Consider the following 19,846-nt stretch of genomic DNA (forward strand, 5'->3'; position numbering starts at 1 on the left):
GCCCCGCCCTACGAGGAAACCGCAGGGCGGGGCTTGATCAGTACCGCTTACTTCTTCTTGCCCTGGTTCTTCACGGCCTCGATCGCCGCCGCGGCCGCCTCCGGGTCGAGGTAGGTGCCGCCCGGGTTGAGGGGCTTGAAGTCGGCGTCCAGTTCGTAGGTGAGCGGGATGCCCGTCGGGATGTTCAGGCCCGCGATGTCGGCGTCGGAGATGCCGTCGAGGTGCTTGACCAGGGCGCGCAGGCTGTTGCCGTGGGCGGCGACGAGGACCGTGCGGCCGGTCAGGAGGTCGGGGACGATGCTGTCGAACCAGTACGGCAGCATGCGTACGACGACGTCCTTGAGGCACTCCGTCTGCGGGCGCAGCTCCGGCGGGAGCACGGCGTAGCGCGGGTCGGAGAACTGGGAGTACTCGGCGTCGCGGGCCAGCGCCGGCGGCGGGGTGTCGTAGGAGCGGCGCCACAGCATGAACTGCTCCTCGCCGAACTCCGCGAGGGTCTGGGCCTTGTCCTTGCCCTGGAGGGCGCCGTAGTGGCGCTCGTTCAGGCGCCAGTGGCGGTGGACGGGGATCCAGTGGCGGTCGGCGGCCTCCAGCGCGAGCTGGGCCGTGCGGATCGCGCGCTTCTGGACGGACGTGTGGACCACGTCGGGCAGCAGGCCGGCGTCCTTGAGCAGCTCGCCGCCGCGCGTCGCCTCCTTCTCGCCCTTCGGGGTGAGGTTGACGTCCACCCAGCCGGTGAACAGGTTCTTCTCGTTCCACTCGCTCTCGCCGTGGCGGAGGAGGATCAGCTTGTACGGTGCGTCGGCCATGGTCCCGAGCGTAATCGACGGCGGGGATCGCCCGTGCGTGGTGCCCGCCCGGCGGACGGTTGACGGGAAATGTTAATTGAGTGGCTCCCGGCGATCCCCCGCTCGTAAGGTCTGCTCACCAGTCGAGCCGCTTACATGTCATTACGGGGGTCCCATGTCAGTCGCCGGACTGAGACGTGCCGCACGCGAGTCCGTCGCCGGGCTCCCACGCGAGTTCTGGTGGCTGTGGACCAGCACCCTGGTCAACCGGCTCGGCGCCTTCGTCGCCACCTTCATGGCGCTGTACCTGACCCTCGACCGCGGCTACTCCGCCTCGTACGCCGGTCTGGTCGCCGCCCTGCACGGGCTCGGCGGCGTCGTGTCCTCGCTGGGCGCCGGGGTGATGACCGACCGGCTCGGACGGCGGCCCACGCTGCTGGTCGCGCAGACCTCCACCGCCCTGTCCGTCGCCCTGCTCGGCTTCATGCGGGACCCGCTCGCCATCGCCGCCGTCGCCTTCCTGGTCGGCATGGCGAGCAACGCCTCGCGGCCCGCCGTGCAGGCGATGATGGCGGACATCGTGCGGCCCGAGGACCGCATCCGGGCCTTCTCGCTCAACTACTGGGCCATCAACCTCGGGTTCGCGATCTCGTCCATGGGGGCGGGGTTCATCGCCGAGGTCAGCTACCTCGCCGGGTTCCTGATCGAGGCCGCCATGACCCTGGTCTGCGCGGTCCTGATCTTCGTGAAGCTGCCCGAGTCGCGGCCGGACAAGGGCGGTAGCCGGGACGCGTCCGCGACGGACGAGCCGCACGTCTCCTTGTGGACCGTCCTGCGCGACGGGCGCTACATGGCCGTCGTCGGCCTGTCCTTCCTGGTCGCCCTGATCTTCCAGCAGGGTTACCTGGCGCTGCCGGTGGCCATGGGCGAGGCCGGGTTCACGCCCGCGGACTACGGCGCGGCCATCGCCGTCAACGGTGTCCTGATCGTCGTCCTGCAGATCCCGGTCACCCGGTTCATCGAGCACCGGGACGCCCGCCGGCTGCTCGTCGTCTCGTCGCTGCTGGCCGGGTACGGGTTCGGGCTCACCGCCTTCGCCGGGTCGGTCGGCGTCTTCGCCCTCACCGTGTGCGTGTGGACGCTGGCCGAGATCGTCAACGCGCCGACCCAGACCGGGCTGGTCGTCCGCCTCTCCCCCGTGCACGGCCGCGGGCGCTACCAGGGCATGTACACCATGTCCTGGTCCGTCGCCGCGCTCGTCGCCCCGCTGATGTCGGGCTTCGTCATCGACTCCTGGGGCGCCGAGTGGCTGTGGGGCATGTGCGCGGTCGTCGGCACGGTGGCCGCCGTCGGGTACGGCGCGCTGATGCGGCGCCTGCCGGAGGAGGAGCCCACGGCCCCGGAGCCCGCGTCGCCGGAGCCCACGGCCCCGGAGCCCGGCTCCCCCGAGCCGGCCTCCCCCGCGAAGCCCGAGGTCAGCGCGGCCTGACGGCGGTCCCACGGCGCGTCCACCCACGCACGGGCGCGCCGCAGGGGCAGCCGCCCGCCCGGCCGCGGGCGCCCTCACGGATGCATCCGCACCCCCTTCACCGCCTTGTCCACCGCGTTCCGCGGCCCGTACACCGCGAGTCCGACCAGGTCGAGGTCGGCCGTCGGCACCGCGCGGACCGCCGCACGGTTGTCGCGGTCGTTGCCGGTGCCGAAGAGGTCGGAGGTGAACAGGGCCCTGGGCAGGGCGCGGGAGACCGCGCGGCCGTGGGCCCTGGTCAGCTCCTCCTTCGTGGCCTCGAAGACCAGCACCGGCTGGCGGAACATCGGCAGGTAACCGACCGCGTCCGCGTCCTCGTACGGCTCCCCGATCACCTCGGGGACCTGGGTGCCCAGGCCGCTGACCAGGAAGGCGGTGACGTTGAGGCGCTGCCAGGTCTCCAGGTCCTCGCGCAGCAGGACGGCGATCTTGGTGTCGAAGCGGACGGGACTCTCGGTGTCGTGCGTGCTCATGCCGTGAGACTGCCGGTCGGCGCACGGCGCGGTCTTGTACGTTCTTTGCATGGCCGACCAGCGGAACGTCTCCGCCTGGCGTCCCCGCGTACCGGGCGTCGTCGAGGTCCTCCACGCCCACTTCACCGGGTACAGCTACCCGATGCACGTCCACGACGCCTGGACGCTGCTGATCGTGGACGACGGCGCCGTGCGCTACGACCTGGACCGGCACGAGCACGGCACCCCGCACGACACGGTCACTCTCCTGCCGCCGCACGTGCCGCACAACGGTTCCCCCGTCACCGCGGACGGCTTCCGCAAGCGCGTGCTGTACCTGGACGCCTCCCGGCTCGGCGAGGAGCTGATCGGGCGCGCGGTCGACGCCCCCGACCTGCGGGACCCGGTGCTGCGACGGCGCGTCGGACAGGTGCACGCCGCGCTGGCCCGGCCCGGCGACGAGCTGGAGGCGGAGAGCAGGCTGACGCTGATCGGGGAGCGGCTGCGCGACCACCTGCGGCGGCGGGGCGAGCCCCGGCCCGCGCGCCCCGGTCCCGTACTGGCCCGGCGGCTGCGTGAGCTGCTGGACGAGAGGGCCGTCGAGGGGGTCGGCCTGGAGGAGGCCGGTGCGCTCGTGTCGGCCCATCCGGCGCACCTGGTGCGGGCGTTCGGCGCGGCCTACGGCATCGCCCCGCACCAGTACCTGATGTCCCGCCGCGTCGAGCTGGCCCGGCGGCTGCTGCTCGCGGGGCGCGCCCCGGCGGAGGTGGCGGGGGAGGCCGGGTTCTACGACCAGGCCCATCTGACCCGGCACTTCAGGAGGCTGGTGGGCGTGCCGCCGGGGCGCTACCGCACCGGGGCGCGGGGGCGCTGACGGGGCGTCAGTCCTCGGAGCGCTCGATCAGGTGCCGGAACGCCTCCAGGTTGCGGGTCGACTCCCCGCGCGAGGTCCGCCACGCGTACTCCTTGCGGATGGCGGACGCGAAGCCCATTTCCAGCAGGGTGTTGAAGGCGCCGTCGGCGGCCTCCAGCACCTGTCCGAGGAGGCGGTCGACGTCGTCGGCGGTGACGGCGGCGAGCGGCAGCCTGGCGGTGACGTAGATGTCGCCGAGGCGGTCGACGGCGTAACCGACGCCGTACAGCTTGAGGTTGCGTTCCAGCAGCCAGCGGTGGACGGCCGGTTCGTTCTCGTCGGGGTGGCGGATGACGAAGGCGTTGAGGGAGAGGGAGTGCCGGCCGAGGAGGAGGGAGACCGTGGTCGACAGTTTGCGGGTGCCGGGGAGTTTCACGACGTAGGCGCCGGGCTCGGGGCTCTCCCACTCCAGCCCCGCCTCCCCGAGGGCGCCCTCGACGACCTGTGCTGCCTTCTGTGCTGCCTCAGCCATGGTGGGAGCGTACGCGACGGCGGTGCGACTGGGCCGCCGCCGTGTAGACGTCGGCCGTCGCGGCGGCGGCGGCGTCCCAGCCGAAGGACTGGGCATGCCGGGCGGCGGCGGCGCCCATCCGGTCCGTGAGCCCGGGGTCGTCCGCGAAGTCGCGCAGCACGCGCGCGTAGGCGGCGGGGTCGTGGCCCTGGACCAGGCGCCCGGTGCGGCCGTCGCGCACGGCGACCGGCAGGCCGCCGACCGCCGCGGCCAGTACGGGAGTACCGGCGGCCTGGGCCTCTATGGCGACCAGGCCGAAGGACTCGCTGTAGGACGGCATGACCAGCACGGACGCGGCCCGGAACCAGTCGGCGAGCTGCTCCTGCCCGACCGGCGGGCGGAAGCGGACCACGTCGGCGATGCCGAGCCGCGCGGCGAGCTTCTGCAGACCCTCCGGCTTGGCGAGGCCGCTGCCGCTGGGGCCGCCGACGACGGGGACGACGATGCGGGAGCGCAGCTCGGGACGCTCGTCGAGCAGGACGGCGACCGCGCGCAGCAGGACGTCGGGGGCCTTCAGGGGCTGTATGCGCCCGGCGAAGAGCGGGATCAGCGCGTCCTGCGGCAGGCCGAGGCGGGCACGGGCGGCGGCGCGGCCGTCGGCGGGGCGGAACCGTTGGAGGTTGACGCCCGGGTGGACGACGGCGACCTTGCCGGGGTCGGCGGAGTAGTGCCGGACGAGTTCGCCGGCCTCCTCGGCCGTGTTGGCGATCAGACGGTCGGAGGCGGCGACGATCTGGGTCTCGCCGATGACGCGGGCGGCCGGTTCGGGGGTGTCGCCGTCGGCCAGGTTGGCGTTCTTGACCTTGGCCATGGTGTGCATGGCGTGCACCAGGGGGGCGCCCCAGCGCTGGGCGGCGAGCCAGCCGACGTGGCCGGAGAGCCAGTAGTGGGAGTGCACGAGGTCGTAGTGGCCGGGGCGGTGTCCGGCCCAGGCCTGCATCACGCCGTGCGTGAAGGCGCAGAGCTGGGCGGGCAGCTCCTCCTTGGCGAGGCCCTCGTAGGGACCGGCGTCGACGTGCCGGACGAGGACGCCGGGGGCCAGCTCGACGGCGGGCGGGAGGGCGGCGGTCGTCGCGCGCGTGAAGATCTCGACCTCGATGTTGATCGCGGCCAGGCGCTGGGCGAGCTCCACGATGTAGACGTTCATGCCGCCGGCGTCGCCGGTGCCGGGCTGGTGGAGCGGGGAGGTGTGCACGGAGAGCATGGCGACGCGGCGGGGCCTGCGGTGCAGCCGCAGCCGCGGAGGGGCCGCCGGGGAGCGGCGCCCGAGCCTGCTGACGTACTGGCTCACGAGCCGTTCCTCCTCGCTGCGGGCGTGCCTCGGGAGGACACGCGCCGCCCTCCAAGGGGAGGGAACGCCGGGCCGGGGTGCTCCATTTCCGGATTCCCGACCTTTACCGAATCATTACCGACACTCGCTCAACCGTTCGAGGCCCGGGGGCGCGCCAGCGCCTCCACGCCCTTTCTCCACGCCTGGGCCAGGTCGGCCCCCTCGGGAAACCTGCCGTGGATCTCCAGGACGACCATCCCGTGCGCGAACGCCCAGACCGAGCGGGCCAGGTCCCCGTCCCCGCCGCAGGCCCGCAGCAGTGGCGCGGCGGCCCGGTCCTCCAGGCCCGCCGGGAGCAGGGCGCGGGGCAGGGGGCGCTCGTTCGCCAGGCAGTACAGGTGGGGGTGGGCGAGCGCGTAGGTCCGGTACGCCCGTGCCAGCGCCGCCGGGGAGGCCGGTTCGTCCGCCTCGGCGGTCTCAAGGGCCTCGGCGGTCTCCGTCAGGAACTGGGCGACCAGTTCGGCCTCGACGGCGTTCTTGTCCGGGAAGTGCTTGTAGAGGGAGGGGGCCTTGATGCCGAGGCGGTCGGCGAGCGCCCGCAGGGTGAGCGCGGCGGGCCCGGACTCCTCCAGCAGGGCCCGTGCCGTCGCGGCGATCTCGCGGGCCCGGGGGGACAGGCGGTCAGCCACGCTGGAAGCCCTCCTTCGTACGCAGTCCGTAACCGAAGGCGCGATCGTACGAGATGTGCGCGAGCCACCCCGACAGGGCCGCGAACGCCGGCGCCCAGGTCACCGGCGCCACTGCCGCGAGCGCGAGGAGCACGAGCGGGACGAGGGCGCGGTGGGCGGCGTTGTAGTACGGCACCGCGCGCGGCGGAAGCTGCCCCTTCGCCATGCGGCGGGCGTCGGACAGGCCCACGAAGAACGTGAGGTCGGGCGCCACGAAGAAGGCGAACGCCAGGAGCCCGGCGAGCCACCCGTGGCGCACCGCCTCCAGCACGGCGAACGCGGACCAGGACAGCGCGCCCAGCAGCCAGGCGGCGCGGCGGACGCCGGCGAGCGCGGTGAGGGGACGGGGGGCCGGAGCGGTGACCGTGCTCATGAGGGGCCTTTCTGCCGGGTCGGACGACGGACGGTGCAGGTGGCTAATGTCGTTAGCCACCGTCGCTCCGGACCGTACAGCTAACACCGTTAGCCGTCAAGGTCCGCCACGCGCGCCCGGCTCGGTACGGGCGCACAGCGGCGCGCCGCATACCCTCGTAGGCATGCCAGCCCGCGCCGTCGCCCTCCCCCGCCCCCGGCTTCGTCCGGGCGGCGGCACCCCCGTCGTGGGGACGGTCACGCGCGGGACGACGAATCCGAACCGCCTGCGCCGCATGGACCGCTGGATCGCGGCCACCCACGGGGCCGAACTGCGCCGCGCCGCCGACCCCGTAGCCGTGGACCTCGGCTACGGCGCGGCCCCCTGGACCGCGGTCGAGCTGCTGCACCGGCTGCGCACGGTCGCGCCGCACGCGCGCGTGGTGGGCGTCGAGATCGACCCGGCGCGGGTGGCGGCGGCCGAGCCGTACACGCGCGAGGGGCTCGCCTTCCGGCACGGCGGCTTCGAGGTCCCGGTCCCGCGGCCCCCGCTGCTGATCCGGGCGGCCAACGTGCTGCGCCAGTACGACGAGGGCGAGGTCGCCGCCGTCTGGCAGCGGCTGTGCGCGCGGCTCGCGCCGGCGACGGAGCACTCCCGCGGCGGGCTCCTGGTCGAGGGGACCTGCGACGAGATCGGACGGCGCCACGTCTGGGTCGCCCTCGGGCCGCAGGGTCCGCGCACGGTCACCCTGGCGACCCGCCTCGGCTCCCTCGACCGCCCCTCAGACCTGGCCGAACGGCTGCCCAAGGCGCTCATCCACCGCAACGTCCCCGGCGAGCCGGTGCACGCCTTCCTGCGCGACTTCGACCGCGCCTGGGCCGCCGCCGCGCCCTACGCCTCCTACGGTGCCCGCCAGCGGTGGATACGGGCGGTGCGGGACCTGAGCGCCGACTGGCCGGTGACGGACGGTCCGGCGCGCTGGCGCCAGGGCGAAGTGACGGTGCGCTGGGAGGCTCTGGCGCCGCGCGCCTGAGAGACGGCCGGCCCGGCGACCCCGCGGGAACGATCTCCGCGCGGCGTACGTCACACAGCGGGATCACCGCACCGCGGACGCCGGAGCCGGCCGGAGGGGAGGACACCACTCCCTCTGTCGCTTTGCGCGCCGGCATGGCACGATCCCACGAGCGAGCGATGTTACTGACGGTAAATCAGTTGTGGGGGCGAGGTATGCGTACGGGGAAGCGTGGCTTGACGACCGCCGCCGTGACCGTGGTCTGCGCGGTCACCGTGCTGGCAGCGCCGGGCACGGCGTTCGCGGCGCCGGACCCGACCCCGGCCCCCTCGTCGACGGCACCGCCCGCGCCGGCCCCCGGCAAGGACCTGGAGGCCGTGCGCAAGAAGCTCGACGAGCTCTACCGCGCGGCGGCCTCGGCCACCGACGAGTACAACGCCGCCGAGGAGGCGGCGCAGAGGCAGTCCGCCGAACTCGTGGCACTGGCGAAGAAGATCGTCGCGGGACAGGAGAGGCTCGACGGGCTCAAGGAGCGCGCGGGTGCCGCAGCCCGCGCCCAGTACCGCACCGGCGGGCTGTCCGACGAGGCCAAGCTGATGCTGAGCGAGGACCCCGAGGCGTTCCTCGACGGCACCGACCGGATACTCCAGGGCCAGCGCGCCACCAAGGGGCTGCTCGGCGAGCTGACCCGCGCCCAGGAGGACCTGGAGGCCTACCAGGCGGACGCCTCCGCCCAGTGGAAGAAGCTGGAGACCAACCGCAAGACCAGGGCCGCCGCCCAGAAGAAGATCGAGAAGCAGATCGCGGCGGCCGAGAAGCTCGAGTCCGAGCTGGAGGAGGAGGAGAAGGAACGCCTCGCCCGGCTGGAACGCCTGGCCCAGGAGAAGGCCCAGACCGCCTGGCTCGGCTCCGGCGTCCTCAAGGACCTCGACGCCCACTCGACCGAGCGGGGCAGGAAGGCCGTGGAGTACGCCACCGCCCAGGTCGGCAAGCCGTACCGGTGGGGCGCCGAGGGCCCCGACTCCTACGACTGCTCCGGCCTGACCTCCCAGGCGTGGATCGCCGCCGGGCAGGGCGTACCGCGCACCTCGCAGCAGCAGTGGAAGCAGCTCGAGCGCGTCGACATCAAGGACATGCGCCCCGGCGACCTGATCATCTACTTCGACGACGCCAGCCACGTCGGCATGTACATCGGCGGTGGCAAGATCGTCCACGCCCCGCGCCCCGGCCGCACGGTGACGATCGCGGGGGCCGGGACCATGCCGATCCTCGGGGTCGTCCGGCCGGACACGGCGGACGCGCCGGGTCCGTGACCCGGACCACGCGCACGGCACCCGGCGCGTGACGCCGCCCACGTGACGGACTCCACGCCGGGCCCCCGGAACCGCGTGACGTTCGTCATTCCCGCACCCCGGTCGAGGTGTCCAACTGCGGTACACAACGCGGCATATGACACCGGCCGACGGCCGTCCGACGTGTCACGGACCATTCCGCCGCGACGCCGACACCCGCTATGGTCCCCGTCGGTGGGTCGAGGTCCCTCGCCCCGCCGTGCCCTCGGGGGGAGGGAAGGAACCCAAGACGATGCCCGTACCCGTACCACGGCAGAGGGCGATCCCGGCCGTGGAGTGTGGTCAGGCGCCCGCCGCGTCCCCGGACAGCGGCCGTTCCCCGGAACAGGCCCCGATCGGGACGAACCCGGCCGAGAACCCCACCAGTCCGCGAGAGAACCCCACGGAGAAGCGCGAGAAGCCCACGGAGAACCGAGAGAGCACCACTCCCACGAACCTGACGCTGCTGCTGATCGAGGACGACCCGGGCGGCTCACCGATCGTGCCCGACCTGCTCGACCAGGCCGGCAAGCCGATCCGCGTGCGCACGGCCCGCAACCTCACCGAGGCCGAGCGACTGCTGACCGACGACGTCCACTGCATCCTGCTGGACCTCGCCCTGCCGTCCCCGGCGCGGGCGGGCGACGGCGAGGCGGACGACGAGCTGGCGGTCCTCAAGCACGTGCTGGAACTCGCGCCCCGGCACGCCGTGCTCGCGCTCACCTCGTCCAGCGACGCCGAGCGCGGCGCGGAGGCGGTCGCGGTGGGCGCCCAGGACTACCTGTTCCGCGACGAGCTGGACAGCCGGCTGCTGAGCCGCGCCATCCGCTACGCCGTCGAGCGCAAGCGGTCCGACTCGGCGGAGCGGCGGCTGGCCGAGGGCCGGCTGCGGGCCCAGGAGAACGCGCGTCTGGAGCGCGGCCTGCTGCCGACCCCGCTGCTGGACGGTTCCCCGCTGCGGTTCGCCGCGCGCTACCGGCCGGGCCGCTCGCGCGCCCTGCTCGGCGGCGACTTCTACGACGTGGTCCGCACCCCGGACGGCACCGTGCACGCCATGATCGGCGACGTCTGCGGGCACGGCCCGGACGAGGCGGCGCTCGGCGTGGAGCTGCGGATCGCCTGGCGCGCGCTGACCCTCGCGGGGCTGTGCGGCGACCAGCTCCTCGGCACGCTCCAGGAGGTGCTGGAGCACGAGCGCTCGGACGACGAGATCTTCGCGACGCTGTGCACCGTGGACATCGCCCCGGACGGCCGCCGCGCCGGCCTGTGCCTCGCCGGCCACCCCTCGCCCCTGGTCGCGGGACCCGGCCGGCCCGCACGGCTGCTGCCGTACGACAACAACGGCCCGGCGCTCGGGCTGCTGCCGGGTGCCCGCTGGCCCCGCATGCAGGTGGAGCTGGGCGCGGAGTGGAGCCTGATGCTCTACACCGACGGCCTGATCGAGGGCCACGTCGGCGAGGGCCGCGAACGGCTCGGCCAGGACGGCATGGTGGAGATGGTCCGCCGCCGCTTCGCCGACGGCCTGCGCGGCGAGGAGCTGCTGGAGACGGCGGTGAACGAGGTCCGCGACCTCAACGGCGGCGAGCTGACGGACGACGTTGCGGTGCTGCTGCTGGACCGGATGCCCTGACCGGCGAAGACGGCGGAGCCGCGGTCAGCGCCCGCCGTTCCAGGGGCCGTAGGGGCCGTCGCTGCTGGAGCCGCGGCGGGTGCTGCGGCCGCCGCCCGGCAGGGCGCGCAGCGCGGGCCGTACGTCGACCATGTAGACGATCGTGGCGATGAGGCCGATGACCGGCAGGAACGCCAGGATCGGGAAGATCAGGTCCACCACGAACGCGAGCCCGAGGATGATCAACCAGAAGGGCTTGGTCTTCTTGTCGGCCGCGCGGTAGGCGTCCTCCCTGCGCGTGGCGGCGTCGAGCAACGCGAAGCCGCTGAAAACGATCAGGGCCGTGCTCAGCAGCCACATGAACCCCGCGAAGCCCTGCATCAGCACAACGTCCACCACCAGACTCGGTCGTCCCTACGCGGTCACCGTACCCGCACAACGGGCCGGACACCCCAAGGGTGCCCGGCCCGCGTGTGGTTCCGCTCTCGTCACTCGGCGGACGGCGTCGTCTTCTTCGCGGGGGTGCTCTTCCTAGCCGGGGCCTTGCGGGCGGCCGGGGCCTTCTTCGCGGTCGGCTTGTCCTCGGTGACGGTGACGGGCTCGCGCTTGGGCTCGACGGCCACGGCCAGCTCCTCCACCTCCTCGGCGATGTCCTCGATGCCGTCGGCGGCCTGGCCGCGCCAGGTGCGCACGGCCTGCTCGCCGCGCTCGGCGACCTTCTCGTAGGTCTCCCGCGCCTTGACGGCGTACTCGGCGGCGACGCCGACGCCCCGCAGCGCGAGGTCCTGGGCGGTCTCGCCGAGCTTCTTGAAGTCGGCGTCGAGGGAGCCGAGGAGCTCGCCGGCCTTGGCCTGGAGGGTTCCCTGGGTCTCCTTGACGCGGGCCGTCGCCTTCTCCTGGACGGCCTTCGGGTCGGTGTTGCGGACGGCCTCGATCCGCGCCGGGGCCTCGGCCCGGAGCTGCTCCACCAGAACGGGCACCTTCTTCGCCTGCTGGAAGGCCAGGTCGGCGGTGCCGGCGGCGAAGTAGAGGGGGGTGGGGTCGCTGAGGGTCTTGCGCAGGTCGTCGGTGATGGCCATGGTGCTGGTCCTCCCGGAATGCGTTCGGCTGAGGGTGTGGTGGTCTGCCCGCGTCCGGCCGGCCGGTCGTCGGCTCCCGGTCATCAGGCCGGCTGTCGCGGGCCGGCGTCGTCGCCGCTCGTACGGGGGCGGCGGCCGGATATGGATTCGCCGGCGCCGGCGTCCTCGCCGGGGGTGCTCGCGGGGGCGCCGTCGCCCCCGAACCCGTTCTCCTTGCGGAACGACTCGTAGATCTGGAGCAGTACCTGCTTCTGCCGCTCGGTCAGCGTCGGGTCGGCGAGGACGACCGCACGCGTCTCCACGTCCTCCCGGTCACGTTCCGCGTCCAGGATCCCGGCGCGCACGTACAGCGTCTCGGCGGAGATGCGCAGCGCCTTGGCGACCTGCTGGAGCACCTCGGCGCTCGGCTTGCGCAGCCCGCGCTCGATCTGGCTCAGGTACGGGTTGGACACCCCGGCGGCATCGGCGAGCTGCCGCAGCGAGAGCTGCGCGTTGCGCCGCTGCTCGCGCAGGTACTCACCGAGATTGCCGACGTTGAGCGAAGCCATGTCTCCACCATGCCCCACCCTGCTAACTATTGCAAGCACCCGCTTGCAAAAGTGCGCCGCCGAGGGCGCGGGTTAATGCCTGGCCGACCGGGGCCGGCGCCTCGTAGGGTGCCCGCCATGGCATGCCGAATCTCCGAACTGATCATCAACTCCCAGGATCCGCAGCGACTGGCGGCGTTCTGGTGCGAGGTGCTGGACTTCCACGTGCTCGACACCGACGACGGCGCCGTGGAGATCGGACCCACGGAAGGGTTCGGCGGCCTCCAGCCGACTCTGGTCTTCGTCCCCTCCAGCGAGCCCAAGACGGCCCCGCTGCGGCTGCACTTCGACGTCAACGCCACCGACCGCGACCAGGACGCCGAACTCGAACGCCTCCTGAAGCTCGGGGCGCGCCCTGCCGACGTCGGCCAGAGCGGCGAGGCGTCCTGGCACGTCCTGACCGACCCCGAGGGCAACGAGTTCTGCCTGCTGCGGTCCCGCCTGAGCTGACCACCTGCCGGCCCGCCCCGCCCTCCGGCGGGCCGGCCGGCGACGTCACGCCGGTTCGGGCTGCGGCTGCTGCCGGGGCGCCGGGGCCGGAAGGGGCTCGGGGTTCCACCGGCTCACGGTGCGGTGGTAGCCGTAGATCACGGAGGCCATCAGCAGCAGGAGGAGCGGTCCGGCCAGCCACGGGTAACGGGCCATCTCCACGGGCAGGAAGCGGTACGCGGTCAGCAGCACCGCGAAGACCGCCACGCCGAGGGCGACCAGGCGGAGCCCCGCGGGGTCCCAGCCCCGGTCGAACGTGCGCAGCGCCGCCTCGACCGTGTACGCGAACACCACGCCGGCCACGAGGTCCACGCCGTAGTGGTAGCCGAAGCCGAGGGTCGCGCTGAGCGTGGCGACCAGCCAGAACGTGGCCGCGTACCGCAGGAGCCTCGGGCCCGTGCGGGAGTGCAGGAAGATCACGACCGACCACGCGGTGTGCAGGCTGGGCATGCAGTTGCGCGGGGTGAACTCGTCGTAGAGCAGGTGCTCCGGGGCGCCCGCCGGGGGCAGCGTGTGCGGCCACAGGTCGGCCACGGCCCACGGGGCGCCGCCGGTGCCCCAGGCGCCGTCGCCGTAGGCGAAGACCGGTCCGACCACCGGGAAGATCATGTAGACGGCCGGTCCGAGGAGCCCGACGACCAGGAAGGTGCGGACCAGGTGGTGGCGCGGGAAGCGCCGCTCGACCGCCACCTTGCGCAACTGCCAGACGGCGATGACGACGGCGGCCACCGCGAGCTTGACGTAGACGAAGTCGAGGACGTGGTGACCGACCGGGCCGGTGGCCTCGACGATCCGGCCGACCAGCCACGCCGGATCGCCCAGCGCGTGGTCCGCGGTCGCCAGGTACTCGTCGAGCACCGTCGGGCGGGTCTTCGAGGTGATGAGCAGCCAGGTGTCGCCGGTCTTGCGGCCGGCCACCAGCAGCAGGCCCAGCCCGACGCCCTTCAGCAGCAGGGCCCGTTCCCGCCCCGTGCGGCGGGTGAGGGCGACGACCGCGCAGCCCAGGATCACCCACAGCGCGCCGTTGCCGAAGTTCATCTCGGCGCCGACCGCCCACCGCACCAGCGCGAAGACGACGTCGACGCCGACGGCGAAGCAGGCCGCCACGAGGCGCTGCCGCCAGGTGAGCACCACCATCGTCAGTGCCATGCTCGCGTACAGCAACGGCCCCGAGTCCGGGGCGAGAACGACCTCGCGCGCCTGGGTCGTGATCGGCCCCGGCAGGCCGTAGTGGCGCGCGGCGACCTCCAGCGCGACGAGGAAGCCGAGGACCGCCACACCCGCCATGGTCCACAGCACCGCCCGTGGCCGACGCCACGCGGCGAACGCTCTTCTGACGCTTATTCGCGAAAACAGGCGCGATGCTGCAGTTATCAATTTCCGGCCGATTTGTGAGGAATAGTCGATTACGGAGCACTCGAACGAGCGATGGGCGATCACCGCAAGTTCGGACATGCTAGCGAATCGGGTACGCGCTTTCCCCCGTGATCCCGGAGCCCGCCGATCAGAACGGCAGGGGCCGTGCGTGCACCACGTCCAGCCGGGACACCGCCCGGGTCAGCACGACGTACAGCCGGTGCGGTCCCCGCTCCTCCGCCTCCGCGATCGCCGCCGGCTCGACGGCGACGACATGGTCGTACTCCAGCCCCTTCACGAGGCTCGCCGGCACCACGGACACCCGGGCACCCGGCTCCCCCGGCCCCGCCGCCGCGATCCCGGCCGCGTCGAGGGCCTCCCGCACCCGGGGCACGTCCGCGTCGGCGGCGATCACGCCGATGGAGCCCTCCCGTTCCAGCGCGTCGCGCACGGCGTCCGCGACCGCGTCCCCCACGCCGCCGGGGTCGACCGGGCGCATCGTCAACTCGCCGTCCCCGCGCGGCGAACGGGTCGGCGGCACGTCCACGTCCAGCCGGGCCAGCAGCCGGTTGGCGAGGCCGACGACGGCCCTCGGCACCCGGAAGCCGGTGGTCAGCGGCACCACGTCGGCACCCGGCCGGCCCAGGTGGGCCAACAGCTCCGGCCACGACCGCGCCGCCCACGGGGTGGTCCCCTGGGCCAGGTCGCCGAGGACGGTGAGCGAACCGAAGACCGCGCGCCGGGCGATGGCCCGGCACTCCATCGGGGAGAGGTCCTGGGCCTCGTCGACGACGATGTGGCCGTAGCCCTCGGGGTGTTCGAGCAGCCCGGCGACCTCGTCGAGGAGGACCAGGTCGGCCGCCGACCAGCGCGCCGACCGCCACGACCGCGGCGCCCCGGACGGCCACAGCAGCGCCTTCTGCTCACCGGCGTCCAGCACCCCGTCGGCGGCGGCCGCCAGTTCGCCGGGGTCACCGAGCAGACCGGCCACGACCTCCTCCGGCCGCACCCGGGGCCAGGCGGCGTCGAGGAACGCTGCGACCGGCCGGGACCGCTCGATCCGGCGCGCCCAGGCGGCGGTGCGCGGCCCGCTCCGCCGCTCGGCCTGTTCCTGGACGTACCGCACGACCCGGGACCGCACCCGCTCCCGCCCGACGGCGTACGCCGGGCGCTCCCCGGTCACGTCCGCCACGATCCGGCCGAGCACCTCGCCCGGCACGCGCCATCGGTACGAACCGTCCGGCACGGCGAGGGAGTCGGCGGCGCCGGGGGTCACGCGCGCGTACAGGGCGCGGCGCAGCACCTCGGCCATGCGGGCGTCGTGTTTGAGCGCGGCGGCGCGCTCGTCGTCGGCGCCGGTGACCGGGTGCCGGGCGATCTCCCGGGCGAGCGTGCACTGCCGTACACCGCTCTCGCCGAGGGCGGGCAGCACCTCGGCGATGTAGGCGAGGAAGGTGGGGTTGGGGCCGAGGATCAGCAGGCCGCCGCGGCGCATGCGGTCGGGGTGGGTGTAGAGCAGGTAGGCGGCACGGTGCAGTCCGACGGCGGTCTTGCCGGTGCCGGGGGCGCCCTGCACGCAGACCGAGGCGGTGAGGCCGGCGCGGACGAGGTCGTCCTGCTCGGGCTGGATGGTGGCGGCGATGTCCCGCATGGGCCCGACGCGGGGCCGCTCGATCTCGCGGGCCACGATGTCGCTGGGGCCGCACTCGCCGCGTCCGAGGTGCTCGTCCTCCAGTCCGGTGAGGTCGGCCGGGTCCCCGGCACTTCCGGGCGCCCAGCCGAAGCGGCGGCGGACGGCGACGCCCCGCGGGTCCCGGGCGGTGGCCTGGTAGAAGGCGCGGGCGACGGGGGCGCGCCAGTCGACGACGAGGGGCGGGGCGACGGGGTCCTCACTGATCCGCACCCGGCCGATGTGCAGCGGGTGTTCGGGCAGCTCGGACCGTGCGCGCCGCGGGGCCCCCTCCCGGCCCGCCCCGTCCGTGTCCGTCGCGGCGAAGTCCAGCCGCCCGAAGAACAGCGGCCCTTCGGGCAGTTCACCCAGTTCCTTGGCGCGACTGCGCAGCCGGTACCCGAGGACTTCGGCGTCGGCCCCGGAGGCGGAGACGTCCTCGCCGGTGACGACGTGGTCCCGGGCGCCGTCGACCATGGCGGCCAGGGCGGTCCGGCAGTGTTCGTGGTGGGCGCGCTCGCGGTCGAGGGCGCGCTGAAGGTCGGGGTCGGGTGACGTCATTCCGGTGAGCGTACCCGAAGAACGTTACCGCGTTACATTTTTTACTGAGTAACGCACCGCCCGGCGTCCGCTCAGACCAGGTGCGGCAGCCCCTCCGCCAGCGCGGCGAACGCCCTCTCCGCCGCCGCCACGGCGTCCTCCCGCACGTCCGCCACCCGCTCCCCGGCCGCGATCCGACGCCAGTTCTCCTGCGCGAGCACCCGCTGCACGGCGATGATCTGGGCGGCGGCCAGCCGGGCGTCCAGGTCGCCGCCGAGCGCGTCGGCGAGCGCGGACTCCGACCGTTCGAGGTGGGCGTGCGCACGGGCCACGAGGGCGGGCGTGCCGTACAGGAGCCGGTGGAAGGCGAGCACGTCGGGATGATCGTTGAGGCCGGTCACCGGGTCCGACCGCTCCAGCCCCGCCAGGAAGTGCCGGCGCAGCGCGGCGAGCGGTGCCGGGCCCTCCCCCGCCACCCGCGCCGCCTCGCCCTCGTGATCGGCGATCCGGTGCAGGACGAGGTCCTCCTTCGCCGGGAAGTACCGGAAGAGCGTCGGCTTGGACACCTCGGCCGCGGCCGCCACCTCCGCGACGGACACCGCGTCGAACCCCTTCTCCAGGAAGAGCCCGACGGCGACGTCCGACAGCCGCTGGACCATCTGCCGCCTCTTGCGCTCCCGCAGGCCGATCTCGCTCATGCCGGTGAGCCTACGCACCGGAGCGGGCGGCCTCGGCGGATCCCTAGTGCCCCGCGTGCCCAAAGCGGCGGGGCCGGGCGCCGGGACGGTCTCGGTGCCACCGGACGAGGGCGGCCGTGATCTGCGTGCGGCTCGGCACGCTCGCCAGACCGAGCGGCGCGGCCGCGGCGACGAGGACACGCTCCAGCTTTCCGGCCGCCCTCGGCAGCGCGGACCAGCGGAAACCCGACTCGTCCCGCAGCGACAGCCCGAGCCGGACCGCGTCGGTGAACAGGGACTGGGCCCGCTTGAAGTCCGTGATCAGCGGCAGGTCGCGTTCCCAGCCGCGGGAGCTGCCGGGCCGGACCGACTCGACGACCTCGCGCCACTCGCGCACCATGCGCGCCTCCTGGTCGGCCGGCAGCCGCATGAGATAGAGGTGCGTCGCCAGGTCGTAGAGCGGATCGCCGACCATCGCCAGCTCCCAGTCGATGGTCCACAGCCGCCCTCGCGGGTCGACGACGAAGTTCTCCCGGTGCAGATCGGCGTGGAGGAGGCAGAACGGCCGCTCGGAAAGACGGCCCACATGCTCCTTCAGGCGGGCGAACGATTCCTCACCGACGCCCAGCGCGCGGAAGAGACCGCCGAACTCGGCCCGGTTGGCCGCGTACACCTGCTCCTCGGCGAAGACGACGAGGCGTCCGAGGAACCCGGCGCTGTCGCCGTCCTCGGGGGCGTCCCGCGGGGAGCAGCGGCGTGCGACGTGCAGGGTGTCGGCGGTGATCGGCACCATCTGCCGGAACAGACGGACGATCTGCTCGAACAACGGGTCCGGCACGCGCCGGCCCCACCGGTACGCCCCGAGGGTGCGGCCCTCGATGAAGGTCTGGAGGTCCATCCCCCCGATGTCGACGACGCCGGGCACCTGGTCGACGCGGCCCTCGAGCCCGCGCAGCAGTTCCTCCTCCGACTGGAAGCACCGGCGGTCGAACCACAGGCCGGCGGAACGGGGTTCGCGGAACTTCACGGGGCCGCCGCCCCCCGGCGGCCAGATGACGTACGTCTCGTGGTGATAGCCCCTGAGCGGGCCCTTCACCAGGCCCGGTGCGCCGCTCATCGCTTCGGCTCGCTGCCTGACGGGCGAGGCCGTTCGGGGTGCCATTCTGTGCCTTCAGCCCATTCCGGTGGCGCCGATGGGGTAAGAGGGCAGCACGTTACTCCACCGGACCCTCGGGCGGTGCGGAACACGGCCCGGGACGCACCGCGTCACCCCGCGTTCCGGTGCCGCTGGGGAGCCCTCGGGCCGTCGTACGCGCGGCCGTTCGCGGCGCGCCCGGTGGCCGGCCCGCTCCGCAGCAGCCCCAGCAGCGGTTCGAACGACCCCACCACCGTGTCGGCGCCCGCGTCGCGCAGGGACTTCTCCCCCCGCTCGTCGCGGGCGTAGCCGAGGAAGGGGACGCGGGCCCGGCGGGCGGCCTCGCAGTCGGAGGGGGAGTCGCCGATGAAGAGGGAGGCGGTGGGGGCGGCGCCCAGGGCGCCGAGGGCGCGGACGAGGCTGTGCGGGTCGGGTTTGAGGAGCCTCAGTTCCTGGGTGCGGCCGTATATGTGCGGACTGAAGCACGGCAGCAGTCCGCGGCCGGTCAGATAGGCGCGCACCACGCGCGGCGAGTTGTTGGTGGCGACGGCCAGCCGGACGCCGACGGCCGTCCAGGTCCGTATCAGGGGGTCGGCGTACGCGGTCGGCATCGCCGAGGCGGTGGCGCGCAGCTCCTCCTGGGTGAGGCGTTCCTCCAGTTCCGCCACCAGGTCGCTGTCGGGGTGCCGGCGGTCGACGGCGCGCAGGACCGCGTGCGGGTCCGGCGACTCCCGTTCCGTCCGGGTCAGCAGCCCGCTCAGCCCGCGCCGCTCGAGCCAGCCGACGAGGTCGGCCGCCACCCGCTCCGCCGCGTGCCCGGCGAAGAGCCGGCAGACGGGCCCGTCGAAGTCCCAGAGCACGAAACGGGCGTGGCGCACCAGTCGTCCGAGGTTCTCCGCGTCCGCCGCGGGCGGCTCGGTCCGCGTATCAGAGGTCACTAGGAGAGTGTCATGTCCGTGGTGATGGTTTCCCAGAGGGCGTCGAACCACTTCTGTGATTCCTTCACAAACACCTCGTCCCGGTGGCCCGCGCGTTTGAGGAAGGAGAACAGCAGCGACTGGGAGCCGAGGGCGTCGTACATCTCCAGGGTCCGGCTCTCGTACTCCTCCTCACGCCTGGTCAGCATGTAGTACCCGAGCAGGGCCTCCTCGCCGTTGAGCAGGTAGAGCTTCATCGGCGGGGTGAAGGGCAGGGCGCGGAAGGCGATGCGGACGTCGACGCGGTGGGTGGAGCGCACGGCGTGCAGGTTGTGCTGGAGGACGCGGGCCTGGGCGTTGCGCATCTGGAGCCAGCGCTGGTGAAGCACGTCGCCGTCCTCGTCCTCGACCAGGACGGGGAAGGCCAGCTCGATGTGGCGCGACGGCATCAGGACGCGGAAGTCGATCGACTCCGGGCGGATCCGGCCCTCGTGGATCAGCCGCAGCGGCTCGCTGAGCGCCAGCATCAGGGTCTCCGACGTGTGGCAGACGACGTCCACCTTCACGTGCGGCACCGAGAACGCGTCCGCCAGGCGGGGCCCGAGCGCCACCATCGTCGGCTGGGGCTCGCCCCGCGCGGGGGCCGGCTCGGCGATGCGCGGCGGGCTGCCCTTGCTGACGTTGGTGAGCAGGCCGTCCTCCTGGAGGGCCCGCAGTGCCTGGCGGACGGTGCCGCGCTCCACCTTGAACTCGTCGGCCAGTTCGGCCTGGGTGGGCAGGCGGTCGCCCGCCTTGAGCTGCCCCCCGCGGATCCGTTCCCGCAGGATGTCGGCGATCTCCTGGGACGAGAGCCTTCTGCTGCCGTTCACGGACACGTTCTCCTGGGTCACGACCAAACGCTAC

21 protein-coding genes are annotated in these 19,846 nt (G+C 73.4%); 6 read left to right on the forward strand and 15 right to left on the reverse strand.

The genetic code is table 11. The features are described 5' to 3' along the window. Nucleotides 1-47: 47 nt before the first annotated feature. Complete coding sequence (locus tag ACH499_RS19320; protein ID WP_356204392.1) at nucleotides 48-809, reverse strand: phosphoglyceromutase; 762 nt, start codon at nucleotides 807-809, stop codon at nucleotides 48-50. 154 nt (nucleotides 810-963) lie between these two features. Here ACH499_RS19320 and ACH499_RS19325 point away from each other — a divergent pair, with 154 nt between their 5' ends. Continuing rightward, on the forward strand, nucleotides 964-2,277 hold the full coding sequence (locus ACH499_RS19325; RefSeq protein WP_399017103.1) for an MDR family MFS transporter: 1,314 nt from the start codon (nucleotides 964-966) through the stop codon (nucleotides 2,275-2,277). Between the two features lie 74 nt (nucleotides 2,278-2,351). Here the strand turns inward: ACH499_RS19325 and ACH499_RS19330 are convergent, their stop codons facing one another. Then, nucleotides 2,352-2,789: a DUF2000 family protein gene (locus tag ACH499_RS19330; RefSeq protein WP_399017105.1), complete on the reverse strand. Its 438-nt coding sequence runs from the start codon at nucleotides 2,787-2,789 to the stop codon at nucleotides 2,352-2,354. Between the two features lie 49 nt (nucleotides 2,790-2,838). Between ACH499_RS19330 and ACH499_RS19335 the strand changes: the two genes are divergently transcribed. After that, nucleotides 2,839-3,642, forward strand: coding sequence for an AraC family transcriptional regulator (locus ACH499_RS19335; protein ID WP_399017107.1), 804 nt, complete (start codon nucleotides 2,839-2,841; stop codon nucleotides 3,640-3,642). 7 nt (nucleotides 3,643-3,649) lie between these two features. On the opposite strand, the gene ACH499_RS19340 is transcribed toward ACH499_RS19335, so the two are convergent. The 4 genes from ACH499_RS19340 to ACH499_RS19355 all read right to left on the reverse strand — a co-directional run bounded on the left by ACH499_RS19340 (nucleotide 3,650) and on the right by ACH499_RS19355 (nucleotide 6,563). Further along, nucleotides 3,650-4,153 (reverse strand): YbjN domain-containing protein, encoded by a 504-nt coding sequence (locus ACH499_RS19340; RefSeq protein ID WP_399017109.1) that lies wholly within the window; start codon nucleotides 4,151-4,153, stop codon nucleotides 3,650-3,652. Further along, entirely contained in the window at nucleotides 4,146-5,483 is a 1,338-nt protein-coding gene (gene mshA / locus ACH499_RS19345) for a D-inositol-3-phosphate glycosyltransferase (RefSeq protein WP_356204382.1), read from the reverse strand. Before mshA ends, ACH499_RS19340 begins: the two co-directional genes overlap by 8 nt. Before the next feature lie 128 nt (nucleotides 5,484-5,611). After that, nucleotides 5,612-6,151: a TetR/AcrR family transcriptional regulator gene (locus ACH499_RS19350; protein WP_399017111.1), complete on the reverse strand. Its 540-nt coding sequence runs from the start codon at nucleotides 6,149-6,151 to the stop codon at nucleotides 5,612-5,614. After that, nucleotides 6,144-6,563, reverse strand: coding sequence for a DUF4260 family protein (locus ACH499_RS19355; RefSeq protein ID WP_399017113.1), 420 nt, complete (start codon nucleotides 6,561-6,563; stop codon nucleotides 6,144-6,146). The genes ACH499_RS19350 and ACH499_RS19355 overlap by 8 nt, the downstream gene beginning before the upstream one ends. 226 nt (nucleotides 6,564-6,789) lie before the next feature. Between ACH499_RS19355 and ACH499_RS19360 the strand changes: the two genes are divergently transcribed. The 3 genes from ACH499_RS19360 to ACH499_RS19370 all read left to right on the forward strand — a co-directional run bounded on the left by ACH499_RS19360 (nucleotide 6,790) and on the right by ACH499_RS19370 (nucleotide 10,515). After that, nucleotides 6,790-7,575 carry a class I SAM-dependent methyltransferase gene (locus ACH499_RS19360; protein ID WP_356204520.1) on the forward strand — a complete coding sequence of 262 codons (786 nt, stop codon included), beginning with the start codon at nucleotides 6,790-6,792 and terminating at the stop codon, nucleotides 7,573-7,575. A 194-nt stretch (nucleotides 7,576-7,769) separates the two neighbouring features. Next, nucleotides 7,770-8,867, forward strand: coding sequence for an NlpC/P60 family protein (locus ACH499_RS19365; RefSeq protein ID WP_356204377.1), 1,098 nt, complete (start codon nucleotides 7,770-7,772; stop codon nucleotides 8,865-8,867). 271 nt (nucleotides 8,868-9,138) lie between these two features. Beyond that, nucleotides 9,139-10,515: a fused response regulator/phosphatase gene (locus tag ACH499_RS19370; RefSeq protein WP_356204374.1), complete on the forward strand. Its 1,377-nt coding sequence runs from the start codon at nucleotides 9,139-9,141 to the stop codon at nucleotides 10,513-10,515. Nucleotides 10,516-10,539: 24 nt separating this feature from the next. Here the strand turns inward: ACH499_RS19370 and ACH499_RS19375 are convergent, their stop codons facing one another. The 3 genes from ACH499_RS19375 to ACH499_RS19385 all read right to left on the reverse strand — a co-directional run bounded on the left by ACH499_RS19375 (nucleotide 10,540) and on the right by ACH499_RS19385 (nucleotide 12,121). After that, the gene (locus ACH499_RS19375) at nucleotides 10,540-10,875 is read right to left on the reverse strand and encodes a DUF2516 family protein (RefSeq protein WP_356204518.1); all 336 of its coding nucleotides are present in this window, start codon (nucleotides 10,873-10,875) and stop codon (nucleotides 10,540-10,542) included. 107 nt (nucleotides 10,876-10,982) lie between these two features. Further along, nucleotides 10,983-11,573 carry a hypothetical protein gene (locus tag ACH499_RS19380; protein WP_399017115.1) on the reverse strand — a complete coding sequence of 197 codons (591 nt, stop codon included), beginning with the start codon at nucleotides 11,571-11,573 and terminating at the stop codon, nucleotides 10,983-10,985. Nucleotides 11,574-11,656: 83 nt separating this feature from the next. Further along, on the reverse strand, nucleotides 11,657-12,121 hold the full coding sequence (locus ACH499_RS19385) for a helix-turn-helix transcriptional regulator (protein WP_356204371.1): 465 nt from the start codon (nucleotides 12,119-12,121) through the stop codon (nucleotides 11,657-11,659). A gap of 117 nt (nucleotides 12,122-12,238) precedes the next feature. On the opposite strand from ACH499_RS19385, the gene ACH499_RS19390 reads away from it, so the two are divergent. Further along, nucleotides 12,239-12,610: a VOC family protein gene (locus ACH499_RS19390; protein ID WP_392837237.1), complete on the forward strand. Its 372-nt coding sequence runs from the start codon at nucleotides 12,239-12,241 to the stop codon at nucleotides 12,608-12,610. A 45-nt stretch (nucleotides 12,611-12,655) separates the two neighbouring features. On the opposite strand, the gene ACH499_RS19395 is transcribed toward ACH499_RS19390, so the two are convergent. The 6 genes from ACH499_RS19395 to ACH499_RS19420 all read right to left on the reverse strand — a co-directional run bounded on the left by ACH499_RS19395 (nucleotide 12,656) and on the right by ACH499_RS19420 (nucleotide 19,839). Then, complete coding sequence (locus ACH499_RS19395; protein ID WP_399017118.1) at nucleotides 12,656-13,936, reverse strand: phosphatase PAP2 family protein; 1,281 nt, start codon at nucleotides 13,934-13,936, stop codon at nucleotides 12,656-12,658. A gap of 217 nt (nucleotides 13,937-14,153) precedes the next feature. Further along, on the reverse strand, nucleotides 14,154-16,235 hold the full coding sequence (locus ACH499_RS19400; RefSeq protein WP_399017120.1) for a HelD family protein: 2,082 nt from the start codon (nucleotides 16,233-16,235) through the stop codon (nucleotides 14,154-14,156). Nucleotides 16,236-16,306: 71 nt separating this feature from the next. Further along, the gene (locus tag ACH499_RS19405; protein ID WP_399017122.1) at nucleotides 16,307-16,912 is read right to left on the reverse strand and encodes a TetR/AcrR family transcriptional regulator; all 606 of its coding nucleotides are present in this window, start codon (nucleotides 16,910-16,912) and stop codon (nucleotides 16,307-16,309) included. 43 nt (nucleotides 16,913-16,955) lie between these two features. Further along, complete coding sequence (locus tag ACH499_RS19410) at nucleotides 16,956-18,008, reverse strand: phosphotransferase (protein WP_399017124.1); 1,053 nt, start codon at nucleotides 18,006-18,008, stop codon at nucleotides 16,956-16,958. 149 nt (nucleotides 18,009-18,157) lie between these two features. Further along, nucleotides 18,158-18,964 (reverse strand): HAD family hydrolase, encoded by an 807-nt coding sequence (locus ACH499_RS19415; protein WP_399017126.1) that lies wholly within the window; start codon nucleotides 18,962-18,964, stop codon nucleotides 18,158-18,160. Next, the gene (locus tag ACH499_RS19420) at nucleotides 18,964-19,839 is read right to left on the reverse strand and encodes a winged helix-turn-helix domain-containing protein (RefSeq protein ID WP_365596596.1); all 876 of its coding nucleotides are present in this window, start codon (nucleotides 19,837-19,839) and stop codon (nucleotides 18,964-18,966) included. Before ACH499_RS19420 ends, ACH499_RS19415 begins: the two co-directional genes overlap by 1 nt. Between the last annotated feature and the right edge of the window lie 7 nt (nucleotides 19,840-19,846).

Origin of the sequence: Streptomyces sp. NPDC018947 (genome assembly GCF_044390505.1) — a bacterium.
Lineage (GTDB): Bacteria > Actinomycetota > Actinomycetes > Streptomycetales > Streptomycetaceae > Streptomyces.

What these genes read in the sequence shown, in the direction of transcription:
- ACH499_RS19375 (WP_356204518.1), bottom strand. Translation starts at nt 10,875, where the DNA reads ATGCAGGGCTTCGCGGGGTTCATGTGGCTGCTGAGCACGGCCCTGATC.
- ACH499_RS19390 (WP_392837237.1), top strand. Translation starts at nt 12,239, where the DNA reads ATGGCATGCCGAATCTCCGAACTGATCATCAACTCCCAGGATCCGCAG.
- ACH499_RS19385 (WP_356204371.1), bottom strand. Translation starts at nt 12,121, where the DNA reads ATGGCTTCGCTCAACGTCGGCAATCTCGGTGAGTACCTGCGCGAGCAG.
- ACH499_RS19330 (WP_399017105.1), bottom strand. Translation starts at nt 2,789, where the DNA reads ATGAGCACGCACGACACCGAGAGTCCCGTCCGCTTCGACACCAAGATC.
- ACH499_RS19335 (WP_399017107.1), top strand. Translation starts at nt 2,839, where the DNA reads ATGGCCGACCAGCGGAACGTCTCCGCCTGGCGTCCCCGCGTACCGGGC.
- ACH499_RS19325 (WP_399017103.1), top strand. Translation starts at nt 964, where the DNA reads ATGTCAGTCGCCGGACTGAGACGTGCCGCACGCGAGTCCGTCGCCGGG.
- ACH499_RS19395 (WP_399017118.1), bottom strand. Translation starts at nt 13,936, where the DNA reads ATGGCGGGTGTGGCGGTCCTCGGCTTCCTCGTCGCGCTGGAGGTCGCC.
- ACH499_RS19400 (WP_399017120.1), bottom strand. Translation starts at nt 16,235, where the DNA reads ATGACGTCACCCGACCCCGACCTTCAGCGCGCCCTCGACCGCGAGCGC.
- ACH499_RS19405 (WP_399017122.1), bottom strand. Translation starts at nt 16,912, where the DNA reads ATGAGCGAGATCGGCCTGCGGGAGCGCAAGAGGCGGCAGATGGTCCAG.
- ACH499_RS19365 (WP_356204377.1), top strand. Translation starts at nt 7,770, where the DNA reads ATGCGTACGGGGAAGCGTGGCTTGACGACCGCCGCCGTGACCGTGGTC.
- ACH499_RS19410 (WP_399017124.1), bottom strand. Translation starts at nt 18,008, where the DNA reads ATGAGCGGCGCACCGGGCCTGGTGAAGGGCCCGCTCAGGGGCTATCAC.
- ACH499_RS19355 (WP_399017113.1), bottom strand. Translation starts at nt 6,563, where the DNA reads ATGAGCACGGTCACCGCTCCGGCCCCCCGTCCCCTCACCGCGCTCGCC.
- ACH499_RS19370 (WP_356204374.1), top strand. Translation starts at nt 9,139, where the DNA reads ATGCCCGTACCCGTACCACGGCAGAGGGCGATCCCGGCCGTGGAGTGT.
- ACH499_RS19320 (WP_356204392.1), bottom strand. Translation starts at nt 809, where the DNA reads ATGGCCGACGCACCGTACAAGCTGATCCTCCTCCGCCACGGCGAGAGC.
- ACH499_RS19380 (WP_399017115.1), bottom strand. Translation starts at nt 11,573, where the DNA reads ATGGCCATCACCGACGACCTGCGCAAGACCCTCAGCGACCCCACCCCC.
- ACH499_RS19340 (WP_399017109.1), bottom strand. Translation starts at nt 4,153, where the DNA reads ATGGCTGAGGCAGCACAGAAGGCAGCACAGGTCGTCGAGGGCGCCCTC.